Raw genomic sequence first — 21,027 nt, forward strand, 5'->3', positions numbered from 1 at the left:
GGGAACTCCAAAAAATAAAATACCCAAAAAACCCGCACCCTTAAGGGTGGGGCTACACGGACAAAGCCCGCCTGCGCGGGCTAATATAGTTAGGTGCTTAACCATCGGGATTTGGATGATTTATTTGTTGGAACACCCTAGGACAAATGCTCGTTCTTTCATCCGAGGATGGGGGACTTCCAAGTTGGGTGTTGCCACAATTGCATCGTCATAGAAGAGTAAATCTAGGTCGAGGGTTCTAGGTCCCCACCGTTCCTGGCGGATCCGTCCGAATTGCTGTTCAATCTCTAATAAACGCGCTAATAACTGCTGGGGGGTGAGTTGAACTTGCACTAAAGCACAGCCATTGAGATAATCAGGTTGCGGAGGGCCGATCGCTGCGGTTTGATACCAGCCGGAGGTCTGCTGTACCGATATCCCTGGGGTCGAATCTAAATGAGCGATCGCCGCTTCCAAAATCCTGGGAGAGTCACCCAGATTGCTTCCCAGTGCGATCGCTGCGATCGCTGATGTCATGGTTTCCGAGAGTAGGGGAGAGTCGGCATAAACAAACCGTTTACGAGTTCTTAACAGTTACCTGGTTATTTTACCGGCTAAATTCATTCTTATTACACCTATAATCCAGAAACTTTATCTCCGGTTTTAGCTGAAAGCTCTGTTGCCAAATTCACCCTAAAAGCTTTAACCTGTCTAATTTTATCCCGCTTTACATTGGGTATTGTATGGATTTTAAATGATGAAAATTGGGGGGTACTAGGATTGATTCGCAAAAGTGATTATGAAAACTGAGAATTTGTTTAATAAAAATATCAAAGAGTCTGAGACAAGAGTTATCGCAGGTTTTGAAAATTAATCCTACCTCAATGTAGAGGCGATTCGCGAATCGCCTCTACATTGAGGGTTTAACTTTAAAAATCGCGGAAATTTTATAATAACTTCTGTCAATAAATTTCAAAATACTACTCCAGAGTAAGCAGATTTTTGTCGGGATAATCCCTTGAAGATTTTGGTTTAGGAAACAAAAAATGGCCGAGTTTAGGTCAAGGGATTTAAGATTGGATACATTAAAGTAGAGGGAAAAAGGGGATAACCCGGGTCCCTCAAAGAAAAAATCAAACGGTTAACGTTAAAGAAGTCCAGTAATTATGTTATCAATCCTAGGGAGCGAAGTTTAAAATTTAGCCCCTAAAATAGTATCAGTTCCACGACCCCACTATGCAACCGCCGCTAATCTGCCACTTTTTGATTGGGATCCCTGGTTGTGGCAAATCTAGCTTTGCCACAATGCTGACAAAACTGACGGAGGGACGGATCGTTTCGACGGATGGGATCCGCAAATCCCTCTATGGGGATGAACGGATCCAGGGAAACTGGGAAGCGATTGAACAAGAGGCGATCGCTCAGATTCAAGCTGCGATCGCGGCAGGAGACAGCGTAATCTATGACGCCACCAATGCCAAACGGGTATGGCGGATGAGTTTGCTGTTGAAATTGCGGCAATTTGAGGTCCCCTGGATGGGGTGGCAGTTGGTGACCCCTTTGGCAACCTGCAAGCGATGGAACCAAACTCGCAGTCGCCAGGTCCCAGAGGGGGTCCTGGAGTCCATGTGGCGATCGCTGCATCAGTTTCCTCCCCTGCTGGCAGAAGGATTTGCCGCATTGCATCGAGTCAACCCAGAAGAAGGGGTTCAGGAGGCAGATATCCAACAAAAAATCCAACGCCTGCGCGATCGCCACCCAAGAGAACCCCGATACCCCGGAGAACCCCGATACCATCAGTATTCCAAGTTGCAGGATTTTGATCGCCTCATGCACTTAATTTCCCTGATTTTGCGCTATCCGGGAATCGGCAACCTGCAAAACACCGCGCCATCGGTTTTAGAAACCCTCTTTGACCCCCTCCCTAAATTTAGCAGCGCCATTGAAGAAGTCAGCGCCATTATGGGAAAATTAGCCGGAGAACTCTATGCCGACTCTGTTGCCTTGGCATCGGATCTGGAATGGTTGGAAGGGAATCATCTCATTGGAAGCGGCGGATTTGGGAATGGAAATTTTCCACCCATTCAAGTGAAACGGTTGGAAAATTGGCCTGTCTCCCCCCATCCTTACTCGGCGATCGCACCGTTTCAACGAGTCCTCGCAACCATTCGCTTTATCATCCATCATCCTGTATTTCGCGAACCAGGACCCGCGAATTTTCAAGCCTTGGCGATCGCACTTCAAAACCAGGGAATTATTCCTCAAACCGGAGACAATCATCTCCGAAAAGATATCGATCGCATCCTCAAACCCTATAAAATTTTATCACCTTTGCCCTTGAAACCCGGTTATTTTGCAGGAACAGCGATTTTTTCACCCACGGAATTAAAGCAAATCTATTGGTTACTCCAATCTCAGGAATGCTATCTCGCCGACCCCCGAGCCCTCTCCATTTCCCAGCAGTTAAAAGACCGCATGGCCCTAACGGAGTTAAATGGTCACGGTTCTGATACTTATCCCATCCGAGAAATCGCCCATTATAATGCCCGAGATTTTCCTTTTATTCCCAGAATCGAGGCGGCGATCGCCCAGGGAACCTTACTAGAATTTAAACGCATTCCCGGATTTAAAGACTTATCAAAAAATACCGAACATTTCTTTTTAGCTTGGCCCTTAAAAATTATCTTTTATGGGGGTTCCTGGTATCTCGGCTATGAATGCGAAGGCGGCAAAGAACCGGGATTATTTCGCTTAGAACGATTGGACCGATTGCGGGTGAATCAAGAAATGGAAACCTCCCGCAGCGCGGAACTTCAGGAAAACTCGGGACGACAATTAGAAACCCTTTATCAAGAAAGTGCTGGGATATTTTTAGGAACCAGTACTACCCAGCAGCGCCGTTTCCTCAGTTCCAATCCCGAAAACCGCAAGCAAGTCGAGTTAATCGTGGAACTCTGGTTTACAGATAAATCTTTTCGGTTTATCCGAGAAGAAACTAAGCATTTGCCCACTCATAAAATCACCATTTCTGAGCCGTTTTTTTCCCAAGAAGAAGATAAAATTTCACCGATTTACTTAACTCCCTCCCCTGACCCCGAGTTTCCCAATCGCCTTCAAATAAAGGTCCCAAAATGGTCATTAAATGATGTCACTTTTTTGCGGTGGATTGTGGGATTTGATGGTAATTTGAAGATTTACACTCCGCCGGAATTAGTTAAGAAAATTAAAAAAATTGGTCAGGAAATTGTCAGGGTGTATCATCGCAAGTTGTGATTAATTTTGAGTTTATATTATCCAATAATGTAGAGGCGATTCGCGAATCGCCTCTACATTTTGGCTTTAAGGTTAAAAATTGCATAAGTCATCCAAAATTCGTAGCTATTCCGGGACTTTGGCTAAAGCAGCACGAATGACATCCGATCCTGCACCAGGAAGATAAGCATTTTCGCTAATATGTCGTTTCCATGCCCGACTTCCAGCTTGTCCCGTGAATAGTTGCAGAATATGTCGGCTAATTTGATTCAAATTGGAACCTTGAGCTAACCAATGGTCAATATAAGGTAACATCGCTTCGACGACTTGATGCCGAGAAAGCGGCGGAATTTCTTCCCCAAAAATCTCCCGATCGCAGCTTGCAAATAAATAGGGATTATCATAAGCAGCCCTGCCTATCATCACCGCATCCACCTGCTGCAAATGTTCCCTGACTTGTTCCATTGTGGTGATGCCGCCATTGATTTCAATCCACAATTCAGGAAACTCTTGTTTTAACTGATAAACATCTTCATAGCGCAGGGGAGGAATGGTGCGGTTTTCCTTGGGATTTAACCCCGAAAGCCATGCTTTGCGGGCGTGTACGGTAAATCGACGACATCCAGATTCGGAGATAATCCTGACAAATTCTCTCATATCTTCATAGCGATCGCGCTCGTCAATGCCGATGCGATGCTTCACCGTTACCGGCAATTTTGTCACCCGTTGCATCGCCTCTATTCCCCGCGCCACTCGTTCCGGTTGAGCCATTAAACAAGCGCCAAAATTCCCATTTTGAACCCGACTACTGGGACATCCCACGTTTAAATTAATCTCGTCATACCCGAACTCTTCGGCAATCCGGGTACATTCGGCAAGTTCCTGGGGATTATCCCCTCCCAGTTGCAGGGATAGGGGTTTTTCTTCGGGGGAAAATCCCAACAATTTTGGGCGATCGCCATGAATAATCGCCGCTGTGGTAATCATTTCCGTATAGAGCAACGTGCGCTTGGTAATCAGGCGCATAAAGTAGCGATAATGGCGATCGGTGCGATCCATCATCGGGGCCACACTCAACGGCAAACCGGGTTCAGAATGGCTTGATTTGGACTCCTGAACTTGGGGAAAAACCTGGGTGTTGATAAGATTCATGATTTCGGCGATCGCAGCAATGGGATGGAAATAAATGGGTCAGGGTTGGGGGTTTAGGGGGAGTATCTTAGTTTTGAAAAGAGACCTAACCCCCCAGCCCCCTTCCCTAAGAGGGAAGGGGGAGAAAGAGATTTATTCCCCCTTCCCTCTTAGGGAAGGGGGGCAGGGGGGTTAGGTCAGAAGGGAAACTGTTTCACTCTTCTGAGTTCAGTCAATTCCTACTTAAGTTTTATCTAATTTATCATCATAACATAAGTTTCATACCCCCATCTTATTGCTCTTAATCCTATGCTCAATCCACCCAATTTTTAGCCCGACTTACCGCCTTTTGCCATTGAGCGAAATTAGTTTTTGCTGTAACGTTTCCCTCTCCCGGTTCAAAACAGCGATCCAGGGTGCGAGTTTGAACGAGGGTGTGATAATCCGTCCAGAAACCCACCGCTAAACCGGCAGCAAAAGCGGCACCTTGAGCGGTAGCATCCAGGACTGTAGGACGTTCCAGGGGAATGTTCAAGACATCCGCTTGAAATTGCATCAGAAAATCATTTTCGCAAGCGCCGCCATCGACTTTTAAGCGTTGTACAGGGGTATCACTATCTTGATTGATGGCATCGACGACTTCTTTAACTTGATAGGCGACTGCCTCTAAAACAGCGCGAACTAGATGTGCCCGGGTTACTCCTGCGGTGAGTCCAAAAAATGCTCCCCGGGCACTCATATCCCAATGCGGTGCACCGAGTCCACTCAAGGCGGGGACGAAATAGGCCCCATTCGTATCGGGAACGGAACGGGCGATCGCCTCGGTTTCTCCGGCAGAATCAATCAGGTTTAATCCATCTCGCAACCACTGCACGGCACGTCCCGTGGTAAACATTGCCCCTTCTAAGGCATAGTTTACCTGGTTGCCATCAGTCCAGGCAACGGTTGAGAGGAGTTGATGATGGGAGCGGACTAATTCTTGACCCGTTTGAGCAATTAAAAAACAGCCGGTCCCATAAGTGCATTTTACCAGTCCCGGGCGATCGCAGCCGTGGGCGAATAATGCCGCTTGCTGATCCCCTAAAATCGCCATAATCGGGACCGAAAACCCCAGGATATCCGGGTCGGTTTCTCCAAAATAGCCGAAACTGTCGCGAATTTCCGGCATGATTTCCGGGGGAATTCCGAATAAATTTAAGAGCGTTGGGTCCCAATTTAAGGTTTCCAAATTCATCAACAGGGTGCGACTGGCATTACTGCGATCGGTGGCATGAACCTTGGACCCGGTTAGTTTCCAAAGTATCCAAGTATCGATGGTTCCGGCGAGAAGATTGTTCGGATTAATATCCTGTCGATTGTCCTTGACCCATTTTAATAACCAGGCGAGTTTAGTAGCGGAAAAATAGGCATCCAAGACTAATCCCGTGCGATTTTGAATCTCAGCAGCATGACCTTTTTCGGTCAACTCTCGGCAGAGGGGTGCAGTCCGGCGATCGAGCCAGACAATTGCTGGATGCAACGGTTCTCCGGTGGTTTTATCCCACAATAAACAGGTTTCCCGCTGGACCGTTAGCCCGACTGCGGCAATTTCAGAGCCAGAAATGCCCTGGTTTTGCAACACCTGTTGAATGCAATGGTAAGTATCGTTCCAGATAGCGACTGGATCATGTTCTACCCAACCGGGTTGCGGATAGAATTGGGTCAATTCTTGATAAGATTGGGAAATTAATTGACCCTCTTGATTAAATAAAATAGCTCGATTTCCCGTGGTGCCGAGGTCGAGTCCTAAAATTATCTTTGAGGTAGATGGTTTCATAAATTATTGGGATAAAATCAATGAGCATGAAAAATTTAGGGTCAGAGTCGTAGAGTTTAAGGCGGGATTTGACTGTTGAATTCCTATAGATTAGGGACTCCACTCTTCCCAAAAGTTGATCCCAATCAACCCGTGACAGTGAATTTTCAGGGATCTGCCTCTGATGATTAGTTGTCGTCCAAATTAAAGATTAAATATTTGCAATATTACAATTACTGAAATATAATTGTTCAAAGCAAACAGATTAATTTCTTTAAATATCCAGTCCGGTGGCCCTCAATGTCAAGCCCCTAAAGGCTCCGTATTATCACGGAAAATTATAAAACCCTTGGAAATTTTATAAAAATTTAATAAAGTAGAGAAATGCTTACGCACCAGTAACCCGATTCATAAAGTTTTTTGTGAAGAAGGATGCTGGTTCCATTCTGGAATTCAAGCCAGTTGGTCATCGATCGCCGCCTAAGTCAGCGTTCACCTCATTGAGGAGGAACCCTTCATCACCGTTATGTTGGGGTCCTTCCACCGAAAAAACATCGCTTGTCCTCAGACAAGAGTATCTTTATCAGCAAGGGAAGCCCCATCTATGCAGCTTCAAGAGCCTTACAAGGTCCTAGAGACCCGAAAACAGAGAGGGATTGTGGATCCACCACAGATTGGCAATGTTGGCAATGTCGAGAAATCCTCTCCAAATCTTCTGGAACAGCTCAAAACCAAGATTCGCCGCTTAAGTATTAAGCAAAAAATCGGCTATGGTTATGCTCTGACCATTTCGATCGCCTTACTGGGGACGGGTCTAGGGTTAGTCGTAGGCGATCTTTATCATGACAAAGCTAAACAACAACTGGTTCATGCCTACGAGCAACAGCGGATCCTCACCCATTTGCAATATGAAGTGGTCACCGCGCTATCGCATCAACAAGGGTTAGTCTCCGGTGGGGAGCAGTCCCTCTGGAGTGAATCAAAAAGCCGCAGCTTTCTGACCCAAAATCAGAAAAAAGTTAAGACCCTTTTAACCCATTTGCAAGGGTTGGTTAACACCCATGAGAAAAATTTAGTCATCCTTGATGAATCCCAACTGCAAAACCTATGGAGAATTCAACAAATTGCTGAGAAATCTTCTCAAGAATTGATAGAATTAAAAGTCTCTAATTCTCATTCGTTTTCCGATTTAATGACTCGACTCGATGACTCGGAAACAGAGAAAATTTTGGCAAAAAGTTCCGAATTGGAAGTGGCCTTAGAAGCCTTCTATCAGAAACTATACCAGACCTTAAATGCAGCCCAGGCTCAAGAGAATGCGGCCAAAGAGACCTTTATGAAAGCCGAATCTTTGAGATGGAAAATTACAGTTCTGAGCATGATGCTATCCGTGGCGATCGCCACGATGTTAGCCTCCTACACCAGTCGGGCGATCGCCCGTCCCATTGAATGGGTCACCCAAGTTGCCCTCCGAACCACTGAACAATCCAATTATCGACTCCGCGTCCCCATCCTCACCGAAGATGAAGCCGGTTTATTAGCCACCTCCCTCAATCAATTGATCGGTCGAGTTGAAGAACAACTCCAGGAAATTCAGCAAGCTCAAACCCAGCTCATTCAGACTGAAAAAATGTCCAGTCTGGGACAGTTAGTCGCTGGAATTGCCCATGAAATTAATAATCCCATCAACTTTATCACCGGCAATATCGAGCATAGCAATCACTACATCCAAGACATCCTTGAAATCGTCAAACTCTATCAAAAAGAGCATCCCAATCCGTCCCCGGAACTTGAGGAACTCATTGAGGATGTGGATTTAGAATTTGTCATTGCCGACTTGACCAAAATGCTATCTTCTATGAGCATTGGTTCCGAGCGAATTCGGCAGATTGTCCTTTCTTTGCGAAACTTTTCCCGCCTGGACGAATCCGAGAAAAAACGAGTCGATATTCACGAAGGAATAGACAGTACCCTGTTGCTCTGTAACCATCGCCTACAGCCGCATATTGAAGTCATTACCCGCTATGATCAATTAGACCCAATCGAGTGCTACCCAGCGCAACTTAACCAAGTGTTTATGCACCTGATTTCCAATGCGATCGATGCCTTGGAAAGCCAACCGCAGAAAGAATCCAAGCCCCTTCAGTCTCCTCAAAAAATCATCATTCAAACCCAGAAGCTCAACGAGAAAACCATCCAGATAAAAATTGCAGATAATGGTCCGGGAATGGATGAGACAACCCATAGCAAAATATTCGATCCATTTTACACCACGAAACCCCCCGGAAAAGGGACGGGTTTAGGATTGTCCATTGTTTACCGCGTGGTAGAAAAACATGGGGGTAAAATCGAGGTGAGTTCGCAACCCGGAAGAGGGGCAGAATTTATGATTACCCTTCCCATTGAACCCTTAGCTTATCCTTTATCCATCCAGCACACTCGACCTTCTGTCCCCATTTTAAATGCCATCTAAAGTCCAAAAAATGAGCGCCCTTCTCGGTAAATTTAGAACCCTAGGGCAGTCAAAACGAGAGAAAAAACTAACGCAGATGTCGGCATTGTTGTCAAGTTTTTCCGACATCCATCAGCAGTCCAGGCAGCGTCAGGTTGCTAATTTTAATCTATTTTCTCTCTTGCAACTGAGCAAAAATGAGCCAACTCAAACCACCGTATTAGGATGGTTGTTGGATGCCGAAGGCAGTCATGGACAAGGTGCACTGTTTTTAGAACAGCTTGTCAAACTCTGTGGGGACTGCATTCCCTCGGAGCATTTCAGTCAACCCTATCGCCTCCTTTCTGGGGCGATCGCACCCCAATTGCGCCTGGATCTGATTCTGTATCGACCCGGGGAGTTTTTAGTGGCGATCGATAACAATATTTTGGACCGAGAAGGCATCAACCAAGCAGAGCTAGAAATTATCGAAATGCGGCAGTTGGGTTCAGCGCAACGCATCCCCAAAGAACGGCAAATCGCCATCTTTTTAACCCCGGAAGGGCGAGCACCCCGCAGTGGAGACCCGGACCCTTGGCATCAGATTTCCTATCCCCAACTCGCTGCCGCCTTCGACTCAGTTGTGCCGCAACTGAATGATTTAAAACTTAAACATATTTTGGTAGACTGGATTGAGGTGGTGTCAAGGGTATGATGTATGAAAATTTTCTCAGATGAAAGTAAGTTATTAGCCAAAAATTGGGGAACCTATCAGGAACTTCTCAAAGCAGAACAAACCCTCAGAACAGAACTCCAGAATTTTCTAGAATCTCTGGAAGCTGATTTAGTTAAAAATTCCTGGTGGCAAAATCAGTGGAATTTTATCGCTTACGAAGAGACAGAAATTTATATTTCCAATGCCACTTGGGTATCTTCCTATGATGAATATGTCATCTTAATTGGCTTAGAAGGATTGACTCCGGAGCGATTGTTTGGTATGGAGAATCCCCCCTTGCTGTATGTCAAATCTTCAGACTATAGCCTGGGAGAAATTCTCATTGAAAAACTCAAAGAAGAAGAAAACTTAAAACAGGGAGAGATTGATTATAGTTCCAGTCGCTATCTCGTCACCCAACCCTTAAAGGTGCTACCGAACGAAGTCGAGAAATTTGATAAAGTCGTTCGGCAACCCGCCCTAGATTTTTTAAGTTATTATGCAACTACCCTGGAAAAATATACCGACTTAATAGAAAAAGCCCTGAGTTAAAAGGGGCAGGAGATAGACGGTGACCCTCTATTTTTATAGCACCCGCAGCGAATACGGATGTTTCTCCAACTTTTCCCGACATGGCTTGGAGTTAGATGGGGTATGGTGGCCGACGAGCGAACATTATTTTCAAGCCCAAAAATTTGCCGGGACACCCCATGCCGAGCAGATCCGAAAAGTAAATAACCCCAAAGATGCCGCTAACATGGGACGCGATCGCCAACGTCCCCTCCGTCCCGATTGGGAAACGGTCAAAGATGACATCATGCGCCGTGCGGTCCTCAAAAAATTCCAGACTCATGACGAGATTCGGGAGATTTTGCTAGGAACTGGAGAGGAGGAACTCGTAGAAAATGCCCCCCATGATTATTACTGGGGATGCGGTAAAGATGGCAGTGGGCAGAATAAATTGGGTCAGATTTTAATGGAGGTCCGAGAAATTCTGCGTCAGGAATCCTAAAGTTAAATTTTTTTTATCGGCAGGACTTACGCCATCTTTAAAGTTAAACCCTAAATGTAGAGGCGAGAAAGCGAATCGCCTCTACATTTAGGGCACTCCAAAAAATAAAATCTCCAAAACGTTCGTTCGTATTGACTACTCAACGGAGTAGCCCCTTATATGTAGGGGCGTATTGCATACGCCCTGGGGCCTGCGCATTGCGCCCCTACACCTACCTACCTTTCAGTTGAACGTTTGGAGGATTTATATTTTGCCATCCCTTTAGGGAACTCCCAAAAATAAAATCTCCAAAACGTTCGTTCGTATTGACTACTCAACGGAGTACCCCCTTATCTGTAGGGGCGTATTGCATACGCCCTGGGGCCTGCGCATTGCGCCCCTACACCTACCTACCTTTCAGTTGAACGTTTGGAGTATTTATATTTTGCAATCCCTTTAGGGCTGGATGTTACAAATGGTGTAAGTCCTGGAGCAGAGCGATCGCCGGACTCCCGTGAACGATGGAGGAGGGGTTGAGCGCGATCGCCCCATAAAAAACCACGCCCCATTCTCCCAAAACCTCAGAACGTGGCACAATAGCAATAGACTCCCCCATTCTTGTCATTGCCTTCCACCGGATAGAAAGAACCTTGCTGGCTCTCCTAAACAAAATCCGAGAAATTATTGCCCGTTGGTGGTCCGAATTCACCCTCCAGACCCGACTGATGGCAGCCGCTACCTTGGTGGTGTCCCTCATTATGAGTGGACTCACATTTTGGGCTGTCAATACCATTCAACAGGATGCCCGAATCAATGACACCCGCTTCGGTCGAGATTTGGGTCTACTCCTGGCGGCCAATGTCGCCCCCTTAATTGCCGAAGATAATCGCACAGAAGTGGCCCGCTTTTCTCATCGGTTCTATAGCAGCACCACCAGCGTGCGCTATATGCTCTATGCCGACCAAGAAGGCCAAATTTTCCTGGGAATTCCCTTCTCCGAGTCCGAGGTCCAAAACTCCCTGACCCTGCAACGGAGGATTCAACTTCCCGAAGGGTTTGCCAATACTTATGACTTGCCAATGGTCCGGCAGCATCGCACCCCGGATGGCACCGTCACCGATGTCTTTGTCCCCCTGGCGCACGAAAACCAATATTTGGGCGTCTTGGCGATCGGCATCAACCCCAATCCCACCGTCGTCACCTCCTCCAACCTCACCCGGGATGTCACCATTGCCGTATTTATCTCCATCTGGGTGATGGTGATTTTAGGGGCCGTCTTTAATGCCTTAACCATTACCAAACCCATTAAAGAATTGCTCGTTGGGGTGAAAAACATCGCCACGGGAAACTTCAAACAGCGGATAGACTTGCCCCTACAAGGGGAACTGGGGGAATTAATTTGCAGTTTTAATGAAATGGCCGAACGGCTAGAACGGTATGAGGAGCAGAACATTGAAGAACTGACTGCCGAAAAAGCCAAATTAGAAACCCTCGTTTCTACCATCGCCGATGGAGCCGTCTTATTAGACACTTCCTTACAGGTGATTTTAGTCAACCCCACCGCAAGGCGGATTTTTGGCTGGGAAGGCAAAAACCTAATTTCTCAAAATATCCTGGATTTGCTCCCTGCGGCAGTCAGTGCCGAGTTGACTCAACCCCTGTATGAAATGGCGGCAGGGGATTCCCTCCGAGAACTTTCCTCCTCCAATGAGGGAGATGGGGATATTTCCGCCAACGGCTACGCTTCCCGGGAGAGTGGAGAGTTTCGCCTTACCCTGAGCGAACCCACGAAGCGCACCGTCAGGATTTTACTCAGTACCGTGCTGCTGCATAAAGCCCCTGGAGTCGATCCCTTATGCAAAAGTTGCACCTACCATCACGAAGATACCTGTACCGTCCCAGAACGGCCCTACGCCACGGAATGCACCCTCTATCATGATGACTCGGTTTCCTCAGCGACGGCGCAATATCGCGAGAGTCTCAAAGGGATTGCTATGACGGTTCAAGATATTACCCGGGAGGTCAAGCTGAATGAAGCGAAAAGTCAGTTTATTAGCAATGTCTCCCATGAACTGAGAACGCCGTTATTTAATATCAAGTCTTTTATCGAAACCCTCCATGAGTATGGAGAAGAACTCACTCAAGAGGAGCGTCAGGAATTTTTAGAAACCGCTAACCGGGAAACCGATCGCCTCACCCGCCTGGTTAACGATGTCCTGGACCTCTCCCGTTTGGAATCCAGCCGGACCTATCAGTTTGAAGCGGTAGAAATTGCTCAACCTGTGGAGCAAACCCTGCGAACCTATCAGCTCAATGCCCGGGATAAAAATATTGACCTGATTCAAGAAGTTGATCCCGAATTGCCTGCTGTGGTGGCTAACTATGATTTGCTCCTGCAAGTGTTTGCCAACTTGGTGGGGAATGCTCTGAAGTTCACCGAACCCGGGGGAAGGATTGCGATTCGCGCCTATTTGTTGGAAACCGAAGAGGATAACTCCTGGCGCGGGAATCCGCAATGTCCCCTCCCGAACCAACAGCAGAAACCCAATGTGCCGATGGTGCGGATTGAAGTGGGGGATACGGGGATCGGGATTGCCGCAGAAGACCAAGTGGCAATTTTCGATCGCTTCTTCCGGGTGGAAAACCGGGTTCATACCTTAGAAGGGACAGGGTTGGGTCTTTCCATTGTCCGCAATATTATGGAAAAACATCATGCTCAAATGCATTTAGTCAGTGAAGTGGGGGTGGGAACCACCTTCTGGTTCGATCTGGCGGTGTACCCGGAAAAAAAGCATCTAGTTGAAAAGACCCAGGACCAGGCGATCGCCCCGGCTTTGGAGGAGGCCCCTAATTCCCAGCCCACCCCGGTGAGTTAAGAGAGGCAACTGGCGAAGTTATGAAAATTTTAATTGTTGAGGATGAACCGGAAATTGCGCGGATTGTGGGACGGGCATTAGAAGCCGAAGGCTTTCAATGCCTCAACTGTCGCGATGGTTTGACCGCCCTGCGCGTCTTTGAAGAGCAACAGCCAGACTTAATTGTTTTAGACTTAATGCTACCGGGATTGGATGGGTTAGAAGTTTGTGCGCGCATCCGACAAAAACCGGGACCTAAAGACCCCTATATTTTAGTGCTGACCGCCCGAGGGGAGGAAATTGACCGGGTGATTGGCTTATCCACCGGGGCCGATGATTATATGGTCAAACCGTTTAGTCCTCGGGAATTGGTGGCGCGAGTCCGCGCCTTATTGCGAAGGAGCCTGCGCCAAGGGAATCAGAGTTCTCAGGTTTACCAAACCGAACATTTTATGGTGGATGTGGACCGAAGGATTGCCACGAGGCAATTGGAAAACCGGGAGTTGGAAACTTTGGATTTAACGACCTTGGAGTTTAATCTGCTGTCAACGTTTTTAAGCTATCCTGGACGGGTTTGGCAGCGATCGCAACTGATAGAAAAACTCTGGGGGGATGACTTTTTCGGGGATGAACGGGTGGTCGATACTCATGTGGCCCGGTTGCGAAAAAAAATCGAACTGGACCCGGCGAATCCGTCTTTTATTAAAACCGTTATTGGTGTGGGCTATAAATTTGAAGATTAGCCCCGAGACTTGACTAACCCTCAAGCATTTTGTCAAACTAAGATTATCTTTAGAAGTAGGAATATAGCGCGTCTAAATGGGTTGTAGAATTCCGGCAAGGGGCTTTTTCCCTCCCGAGAGGCTTTGGGAGCCAGATAGAGAATCAGCCCAAAACTTGGGTTCTATATCAATTAGACCTACTTGACGCACGAGCTTGGGGATTTCCAGAGTTCAGGGAATGGAAATCAGGAAAAACAAATTTTGCAGGGCCATCTACTTTTTTGAATTCCTATTTTCTTAAATTCAGAAATAGTATCCATCCGTACCCGTTTCCAGGGACAAATCAGGGTTAAGACAAGTGGGCAAGGCAACCCATCAGGTCAGAGGAGGCGATCTCCCTCAACTGGGGGTCAATAGACTCTTCAGATCTCATAACAAGATTGGCAAAATATTATGAATGCACCCGGGGACTCCCATCGCTTTTACGAGACACTCAATACGGCCAAAACTGAGACTGAGGCGATTCACCTCGTCTCTACGATTTTCTTTAAGCTCTCTGCCGATCTCTTTTGCATTATCGGAACCGATGGCTATTTCAAGCGGGTGAATCCGGCCTGGACTCATATCCTCGGATGGACCCAGGAAGAATTGCTAGGACGCCCTTGGATCGAGTTTCTCCACCCCGACGATCGAGAACTGACCATCACCGTCGCCAATCCCCTTCACCAATCCGATGTATCCATAAAAAATCGCTATCGTCACAAAAATGGCACCTATCGCTGGTTTGCCTGGAAAGCGTGCCACTATCCAGACAGCATCAGCTATGCGGTGGGGCGAGACATCACGGAACAGCACGAGTTAGAAGCGGCCCTGCATCAAAGTGAGCGCCATTATCGAAATTTAGTCGAAACCTCTCGGGATTTAATCTGGTCCCTGGATCGGGAGGGCCGCTGGACCTTTGTCAACCAAGCGGCCCAAGAGATTTACGGATATGCACCCCAGCAGATGCTTGGGCGATTCTTTTTCGAGTTTATGGACCCGGAACAAGGGGTCAAAGATCGGCAGATGTTCGATCGCCTGGAAGCGGGGGAGTCGGTTTTTCCCTACGAAACTCAACATCGCCGCCAAGATGGGACCCCGGTATTTTTGAGTTTCAATGCGGTCCTAATGCGGGATGAGTTGGGCCATATCATTGGCACCACCGGGACTGCTACAGATATTACCCATCGCAAGCAGGCGGAATCGGCCCTGCAAGAATCCCAACAAAAATTGGCGATTCACCTCCAGCAAACTCCCCTCGCGGCAGTCGAGTGGAACTTAAACTTTGAAGTCACCAACTGGAACCCCGCAGCGTCAAGACTGTTTGGCTATACCCGGGAGGAAATCCTGGGGCATCATGCCTTAGAGTTGATTCCCGAGAATGTTCAATGGGAAGTCAATGAAGAAGTCTTACAAGCACTCTTACATCAAAAAGGCGGGATTTATAGTACCAACGAGAATCAAACTAAAGACGGTCGGGTGATTATTTGTGAGTGGCACAATACTCCGTTAGTAGACTCTGAGGGTCAGATGATTGGAGTCGCCTCTCTGGTTCAGGATGTGACGGAAAAATTTGTAGCTATTCGGGCGTTAGAACAGAGTGAAGCGCGGTTTCAAAAGTTAGCGGATAATATTCCGGGATTAATTTATCAGTCGATTATCCATCAAGATGGATCGGTTTCTTTTCCCTTTTTATCCTCCGGTTGTTTGGATGTGATGGAGGTAGAACCGGACTATATGAAGCAGCATCCCCATGTTTTGGGAGAGATGATTCATCCCGAGGACCGCCCGAGTTACGATCGCTCGATCGCCACGAAGATTCAACGGATGGAACCCTGGCGATGGGAAGGCCGGTTTATCATGCAGTCCGGTAAGCTCAAATGGTTGCAATGTGTGGCCCGACCGGAACGCCAAGAGAATGGAGATATTCTCTGGGAAGGGGTGATGATTGACATTACCGATCGCAAATTAGCTGAAAAAGCCGTGACTCAAAGCGAAGCGAAATGGCGATCGCTGATTCAAAATAGCTCCGATATGATTACCATCCTAGAACCCGATGGCACAATCCGCTATCATAGTCCCTCCGTCGAGCGCATTCTAGGTTACTATCCCGAAGAATTGATTCGCCAGAATGCCACCTTCTTTGTTCACCCCAAGGATGTGGAAAAAGTCAGAGAAAGCTATCAAATGCTGAGGAACCATCCCGACTTGAGTATGAAAATCGAGTATCGGGTCCAGGGGGCGACGGGAGAAATTTTATATTTTGAGTCAATTGGGCGCAATTTGCTGGCGGAACCTGCGGTGAACGGGTTGGTAATTAACTCGCGGGACATTACCGACCATAAAATAGCAGAGGAAGCGCTGAATAATGCCAATACTCAACTGGAACGGCGAGTCAAACAGCGCACTTCTGAACTGAATAGTAGTTTGGAACAGTTGCGAATAGAAATTATTGAACGCGCCAATGTTGAAGCGGCTTTACGAGAGAGTGAGCAACGGTTTCGGGCGGTGTTTGAAGGGGCAGCCATTGGGATTGTCGTGCGGACTTTGGATTGGGAGATTTTAGATAGTAATCCCGCATTTCAGTCCATGTTAGGATATTCGCACGAGGAATTACAGGGAAAAATTTGTCTGGAACTCAGCGATCCGTTAGACCAAAAGGCGGAACGGTTACTGGCGATTGAGATGGTCACGGGACAGCGGAAGGGGTATCAAATTGAGAAACGATATCGCTGTAAAGATGGCAGTCAAATTTGGGGTCGGTTGAGTGTTTCTTTGGTTTCTGGGAAAAGAGAAACGCCGCAGTTTGCGATCGCAATGGTGGAAGATATCACCGCCCGCAAAGAAGCTGAATCTGAATTAATTCTCACCCGCAAGGCGGTCGAAAGTTCCGGGGATGCGATCGCCATCAGCAATCGGTTTGGCTGTCATATTTATCAAAATACGGCTTTTTCTCGGCTTTATGAATATGAGACCCCGGAACAGTTAAATGCCGTTGGAGGACCTTTAGCGGTCTTTGCGGACCCCATGCTCGGGACTGAGGTGTTTGAAACCATTATGCATGGCAACTCCTGGAGTGGGGAAGTCATTCACCGCACTTCGGGCGATCGCACCATTCCGGTTCTGTTAAGCGCCGATGCCATCAAGGACCCCAGCGGGACGATTGTCGGACTGATCTCGATTAGTACAGACATTTCCCAGCGAGTTCGCGCCGAACAAGACCTGAAAAAGGCACTCCATGCCGCAGAGGCAGCGAGTCGGTCTAAAAGTACCTTTCTGGCTAATATGAGTCATGAACTTCGGACTCCCCTCAATGCCATTATCGGCTATAGCGAAATCCTCACGGAGGAAATGGAGGATGCCGGAGAACAAGAGGCGATCGCAGATTTGACCAAAATTAGAACCGCTGGAAAACACCTATTAGCTTTAATTAACGATATCTTAGATATCTCTAAAATTGAAGCCGGACGGATGACCCTCTATCTGGAACCGTTCGACATCACCCTCCTGATTTCTGAAGTGCTCAGTACCGTTGAACCCTTAATCGAAAAAAATGGCAATCACTTAGAAATTAATTGCGATCCATCGGTGGGAATCATGACAGGAGACTTGACAAAAGTACGGCAGATTTTGTTCAATCTGCTCAGTAATGCGGCGAAATTTACCGAAAACGGGACGATCGCCTTAACCATTACTCCCCGTGAAGCTAGGGAATGGGTTCGTGACCCTGTAACCCCTGGCACTCCCCAGGAAAAGACTCCAGGAATTGAGTTTCGCGTCACTGATACCGGCATCGGCATTTCCCCCGAACAACTGGAAAACATTTTTGAAGCCTTTAGTCAAGCGGATGCCTCCACGACTCGCAAGTATGGGGGAACCGGGTTAGGACTCGCCATTTCCCAACGCTTCTGCAAGATGATGGGGGGTGAAATTAGGGTAGAAAGTGAGGCGGAAAAAGGCTCTACTTTTACCCTCTGGTTGCCCCTGAATATGAATCAACCGGCGGAGGAAATAGGCCCATAAAATCTGTTATTTCCAGCCGCTTTCTGCCTGTTCCAAAACGTAAGCGGCAACCGCTTCGATTTCGGGAACGCTCAAGCGGTCATTATAGGCAGGCATCGGGTTTTTTCCCTGGGTAATCAACTGGGCGATCGCCTCTTGGGTATCCCGATGACTTTTAGCTAATGCTTTCAGTTTCAGGGTCTTTCCTCGGCGAATAATATTACCGCCATTGGCATGACACCCGGCACAGTGAACCGTAAAAAGTTTAGCCCCATCCCCGGAATTATCTGCCATTGCCGGTTGTATTCCCATGAGACTGATTGCCAACATCATGAATAAAATTACCGCCCCGATTAGTCGATGTTTCATCCTAGATTTTCCTGTTACTTTGGGGTTTAATCTGTTGCTGATTCCATTGCACTATATTTCACCCAGGACTTACGCAATCTTTAAAGTTAAATCCTAAATGTAGAGGCGATTCGCGAATCGCCTCTACATTTAGGGGGTATTTTCAAAATCGGCGGAAGTTCTGTCACCATTATGAATCGGTTCCGTTCATAAAATACCCTGATTTAGGGGAGAGAGAAAGAGTAAGGTGGGCATTGCCCACCTCCTTAATTTTTCTCCCTTTACTTCATCAAAATCAGGGGAGGGTCTGGTTGAGTCAGAGGGAGTGAATTTATTTGGCCAAATTACTGGCTAACTCACGAGTAGGGGTGGCCAGAGGTTGTGGCGGAACGCTCATCGCTTTCAACCAATTGTAATTAGAAATCATCGCCCCGGTTAAGGTTTCATGAATTTGATAGTTTACTCCAAATTCTTCACAAACTCCCATCAAAATCTTGGAAAGCTCAGGATAATGAATGTGACAAATATGGGGATATAAATGATGGACGACTTGAAAATTCAATCCTCCCATATACCAGGTACAAAATGGATTGTTAGGTGCAAAATCGACGGTCGTGCGAACCTGAAAAATTGCCCATTCATCATCTACATGGTTCTGTTCAGCATCCGGGGTGATAAATTCAGCGGTATCCATCACATGAGCCATCATAAATACCTCACAGATGATCGCTCCGTAGGTAAAATAAGTCAGAAGGAAACCGCCGATGACCGTTAAGGGACTGTATCCCACTGCCAGAGGAATTCCGATAAACAGACCCAACCAAACCAACTTACCCCCCAGCAAGGTTGCCAGAGTCATCGGGGAAGGGGTCGGAACCACATGGTCATGATATTTGCGCTTGAACAAAATAATTTGCACATCGCAGAACGACCAATACACCGGAATGAGGGGATAAATAAACCAAATAAACAAATGTTGGAATTTATGATACCATTTGTGAGGCATATCCGGGGACATTCTGACTAATCCATCCCCATGAATTTCTACATCGTGTCCCAGAATATTGGTATAGGTGTGATGGAGGTAGTTGTGGCGGAACTTCCATAAATAACTCGACAAACCAATCGCATCGTAGGTTAATCCCAGCGCTTTATTCAACCATTTATGATTAGAATAACCGCCGTGATTGGCATCATGACCCACACAAAACGCAAAACCGGCTATTCCTGCGGCGAGAACCATACAGCCCAGAATTTTAAAGCCAATTGCAGCGGGACCAAAGAGGGTAAAACTGTAAGCCCCAACCATCCATAACACGAGAGTTAGGGTTTTTAGATACATCTGTGGACAATCGCGTTTGGGGAGGTTTTCCGCCTCAAAATAGGCTTCAACTCGACTGTTGAGTTCTTTCCAGAACCCCTTATTTTTGGCAAACGTTACCTTAGTTCCTGTCATGTTTAAGAGAAATTATCAGATTCGCCTTTGTATTCTAACCTATTTGCGCGGTCGGAGACTGAGGATTTTTAACTCAGGGTGGGGAGGGTAATCCGCCATTTTAGAGGGGGACAAGACCCCGGATTCGGCTATAGTTTAGGGGTTGAGGATTTTTGAATCGGGAGTGCGATCGCCCCTTCCCCACCGAATCGCTTTCTGTGCCACCCCCAAATTTGCTCCCAGGGTTAACGGCGGCGATATTCATCCCCACAATCGCCAATTAATGCCAACAAATTCCGGGCGCGATCGCAAACCCCATCAATTTTCTGAACATCCGCCGCAGTCAAGCTAAACTCAAATACCTTAGAGTTAGCTTGAATATGTTCCGCCACCCCCAATCTTGTCCCTACAATCGCACCAGCTACCGCAGGATTTTCCAAAACATATCGCACTGCAACATTGGCGATCGACACCTGATATTGATTAGCAATTTCCGCAAGAGTTTCTAACAACTCCTGAAACAAACTCCAACTCCCCCAAGCCGATTGCATATTTTTATACTTATTCAAAGAAGCTGTATCTATAACTCGTGAACTCGGTTCCGGCTGTCCTAAATACCGTTCAGAAAGTAAACCCCCGCCTAATGTTCCATAGGCCAATAACTTAATCCCATTCTCCAAACAAAACGGCACCATTTGCTGTTCCGGACGCCGGTCTAAAATCGAAAATTGCACCTGATTCGAGACAATTTTAATCCCCTGCTCGACAATAATTGCCAAATGTTCCGTATCAAAATTCGTCAGGGCTAAATGCTTAATTTTCCCCTCCGCCTGAAGTTCCGCCATATACTTCAAGGCATCTAAATAATTGTTATCCTGATAATCCCACCAATGGAACTGCATCAAATCCAACGCATCTACCCCCATGCGCTGGCGGGAAATATCAATATTCTTTTTCACCAATTGCCGAGTCATTTTACCCGGACGAGGCACCCACTTCGTAAACGCTTGAACAGTTGCCAGGGCCGCCTCCCCACGTTTTTCAGCCAACTGGCGGCGAAATTCCCCAATAAAATCCTCTGCCGGACCATAATGATCCGCCAGGTCCCAAGTGGTGAATCCTGCATCCAGATAGTCAAACATCGAGGCGACTGCCCGTTGGGGATGAATCCGTCCATGAGCACCAGACACCTGCCACATCCCATTTAAAACACGGCAAATCGTCAAATCCTCAGTCAATTGCAGTCGGCTTGATTCAGGTAGCGGCATCAAAATAAACTCATCAAAGCATTGCTTCCCCTACAATAAAGCAAAATCAACCGTTATTGGCCAA

The 21,027-nt window shown here is 47.0% G+C and carries 15 protein-coding genes; 8 read left to right on the top strand and 7 right to left on the bottom strand.

Annotated elements, in window-relative coordinates:
• Window positions 1-120: 120 nt before the first annotated feature.
• Complete coding sequence (folK, locus tag NG833_RS20495; RefSeq protein WP_309143873.1) at window positions 121-516, bottom strand: 2-amino-4-hydroxy-6-hydroxymethyldihydropteridine diphosphokinase; 396 nt, start codon at window positions 514-516, stop codon at window positions 121-123.
• 699 nt (window positions 517-1,215) lie between these two features.
• Here folK and NG833_RS20500 point away from each other — a divergent pair.
• Entirely contained in the window at window positions 1,216-3,252 is a 2,037-nt protein-coding gene (locus tag NG833_RS20500) for a WYL domain-containing protein (RefSeq protein WP_256556091.1), read from the top strand.
• A 105-nt stretch (window positions 3,253-3,357) separates the two neighbouring features.
• Here the strand turns inward: NG833_RS20500 and dusA are convergent, their stop codons facing one another.
• Both dusA and glpK read right to left on the bottom strand, forming a co-directional pair.
• Complete coding sequence (gene dusA / locus NG833_RS20505) at window positions 3,358-4,383, bottom strand: tRNA dihydrouridine(20/20a) synthase DusA (RefSeq protein WP_254567128.1); 1,026 nt, start codon at window positions 4,381-4,383, stop codon at window positions 3,358-3,360.
• Window positions 4,384-4,675: 292 nt separating this feature from the next.
• Window positions 4,676-6,178, bottom strand: a complete 1,503-nt coding sequence (gene glpK / locus NG833_RS20510) for a glycerol kinase GlpK (protein WP_254567129.1) — start codon at window positions 6,176-6,178, stop codon at window positions 4,676-4,678.
• 637 nt (window positions 6,179-6,815) lie between these two features.
• Between glpK and NG833_RS20515 the strand changes: the two genes are divergently transcribed.
• Genes NG833_RS20515 through NG833_RS20530 form a run of 4 tightly spaced genes read left to right on the top strand, consistent with a single transcriptional unit; the run spans window position 6,816 to window position 10,315 of the window.
• Entirely contained in the window at window positions 6,816-8,630 is a 1,815-nt protein-coding gene (locus NG833_RS20515; RefSeq protein ID WP_254567130.1) for a sensor histidine kinase, read from the top strand.
• Window positions 8,620-9,303, top strand: coding sequence for a PD-(D/E)XK nuclease family protein (locus NG833_RS20520; protein ID WP_254567131.1), 684 nt, complete (start codon window positions 8,620-8,622; stop codon window positions 9,301-9,303). Before NG833_RS20515 ends, NG833_RS20520 begins: the two co-directional genes overlap by 11 nt.
• Window positions 9,304-9,306: 3 nt before the next feature.
• Window positions 9,307-9,855 carry a hypothetical protein gene (locus tag NG833_RS20525; protein ID WP_254567132.1) on the top strand — a complete coding sequence of 183 codons (549 nt, stop codon included), beginning with the start codon at window positions 9,307-9,309 and terminating at the stop codon, window positions 9,853-9,855.
• A gap of 19 nt (window positions 9,856-9,874) precedes the next feature.
• Window positions 9,875-10,315 (top strand): NADAR family protein, encoded by a 441-nt coding sequence (locus NG833_RS20530; protein ID WP_254567133.1) that lies wholly within the window; start codon window positions 9,875-9,877, stop codon window positions 10,313-10,315.
• Between the two features lie 448 nt (window positions 10,316-10,763).
• Here the strand turns inward: NG833_RS20530 and NG833_RS20535 are convergent, their stop codons facing one another.
• Window positions 10,764-10,919, bottom strand: a complete 156-nt coding sequence (locus NG833_RS20535) for a hypothetical protein (RefSeq protein WP_254567134.1) — start codon at window positions 10,917-10,919, stop codon at window positions 10,764-10,766.
• A gap of 25 nt (window positions 10,920-10,944) precedes the next feature.
• Here NG833_RS20535 and NG833_RS20540 point away from each other — a divergent pair, with 25 nt between their 5' ends.
• The 3 genes from NG833_RS20540 (at window position 10,945) to NG833_RS20550 (ending at window position 17,933) form a co-directional block, all read left to right on the top strand.
• Window positions 10,945-13,170, top strand: coding sequence for an ATP-binding protein (locus NG833_RS20540; protein WP_254567135.1), 2,226 nt, complete (start codon window positions 10,945-10,947; stop codon window positions 13,168-13,170).
• Between the two features lie 20 nt (window positions 13,171-13,190).
• The gene (locus tag NG833_RS20545; RefSeq protein WP_254567136.1) at window positions 13,191-13,892 is read left to right on the top strand and encodes a response regulator transcription factor; all 702 of its coding nucleotides are present in this window, start codon (window positions 13,191-13,193) and stop codon (window positions 13,890-13,892) included.
• Between the two features lie 432 nt (window positions 13,893-14,324).
• Window positions 14,325-17,933, top strand: coding sequence for a PAS domain S-box protein (locus NG833_RS20550; protein WP_254567137.1), 3,609 nt, complete (start codon window positions 14,325-14,327; stop codon window positions 17,931-17,933).
• 6 nt (window positions 17,934-17,939) lie between these two features.
• Here the strand turns inward: NG833_RS20550 and NG833_RS20555 are convergent, their stop codons facing one another.
• The 3 genes from NG833_RS20555 to NG833_RS20565 form a co-directional block, all read right to left on the bottom strand.
• Entirely contained in the window at window positions 17,940-18,281 is a 342-nt protein-coding gene (locus NG833_RS20555; protein ID WP_254567138.1) for a c-type cytochrome, read from the bottom strand.
• 310 nt (window positions 18,282-18,591) lie between these two features.
• On the bottom strand, window positions 18,592-19,716 hold the full coding sequence (locus NG833_RS20560) for an acyl-CoA desaturase (RefSeq protein WP_254567139.1): 1,125 nt from the start codon (window positions 19,714-19,716) through the stop codon (window positions 18,592-18,594).
• A 224-nt stretch (window positions 19,717-19,940) separates the two neighbouring features.
• Window positions 19,941-20,963 (bottom strand): aldo/keto reductase, encoded by a 1,023-nt coding sequence (locus tag NG833_RS20565; protein WP_254567140.1) that lies wholly within the window; start codon window positions 20,961-20,963, stop codon window positions 19,941-19,943.
• Window positions 20,964-21,027 lie beyond the last annotated feature (64 nt).

It is taken from the genome of Oscillatoria sp. HE19RPO, from assembly GCF_024220515.1.
Taxonomy (GTDB): Bacteria; Cyanobacteriota; Cyanobacteriia; order Cyanobacteriales; family Laspinemataceae; genus Laspinema.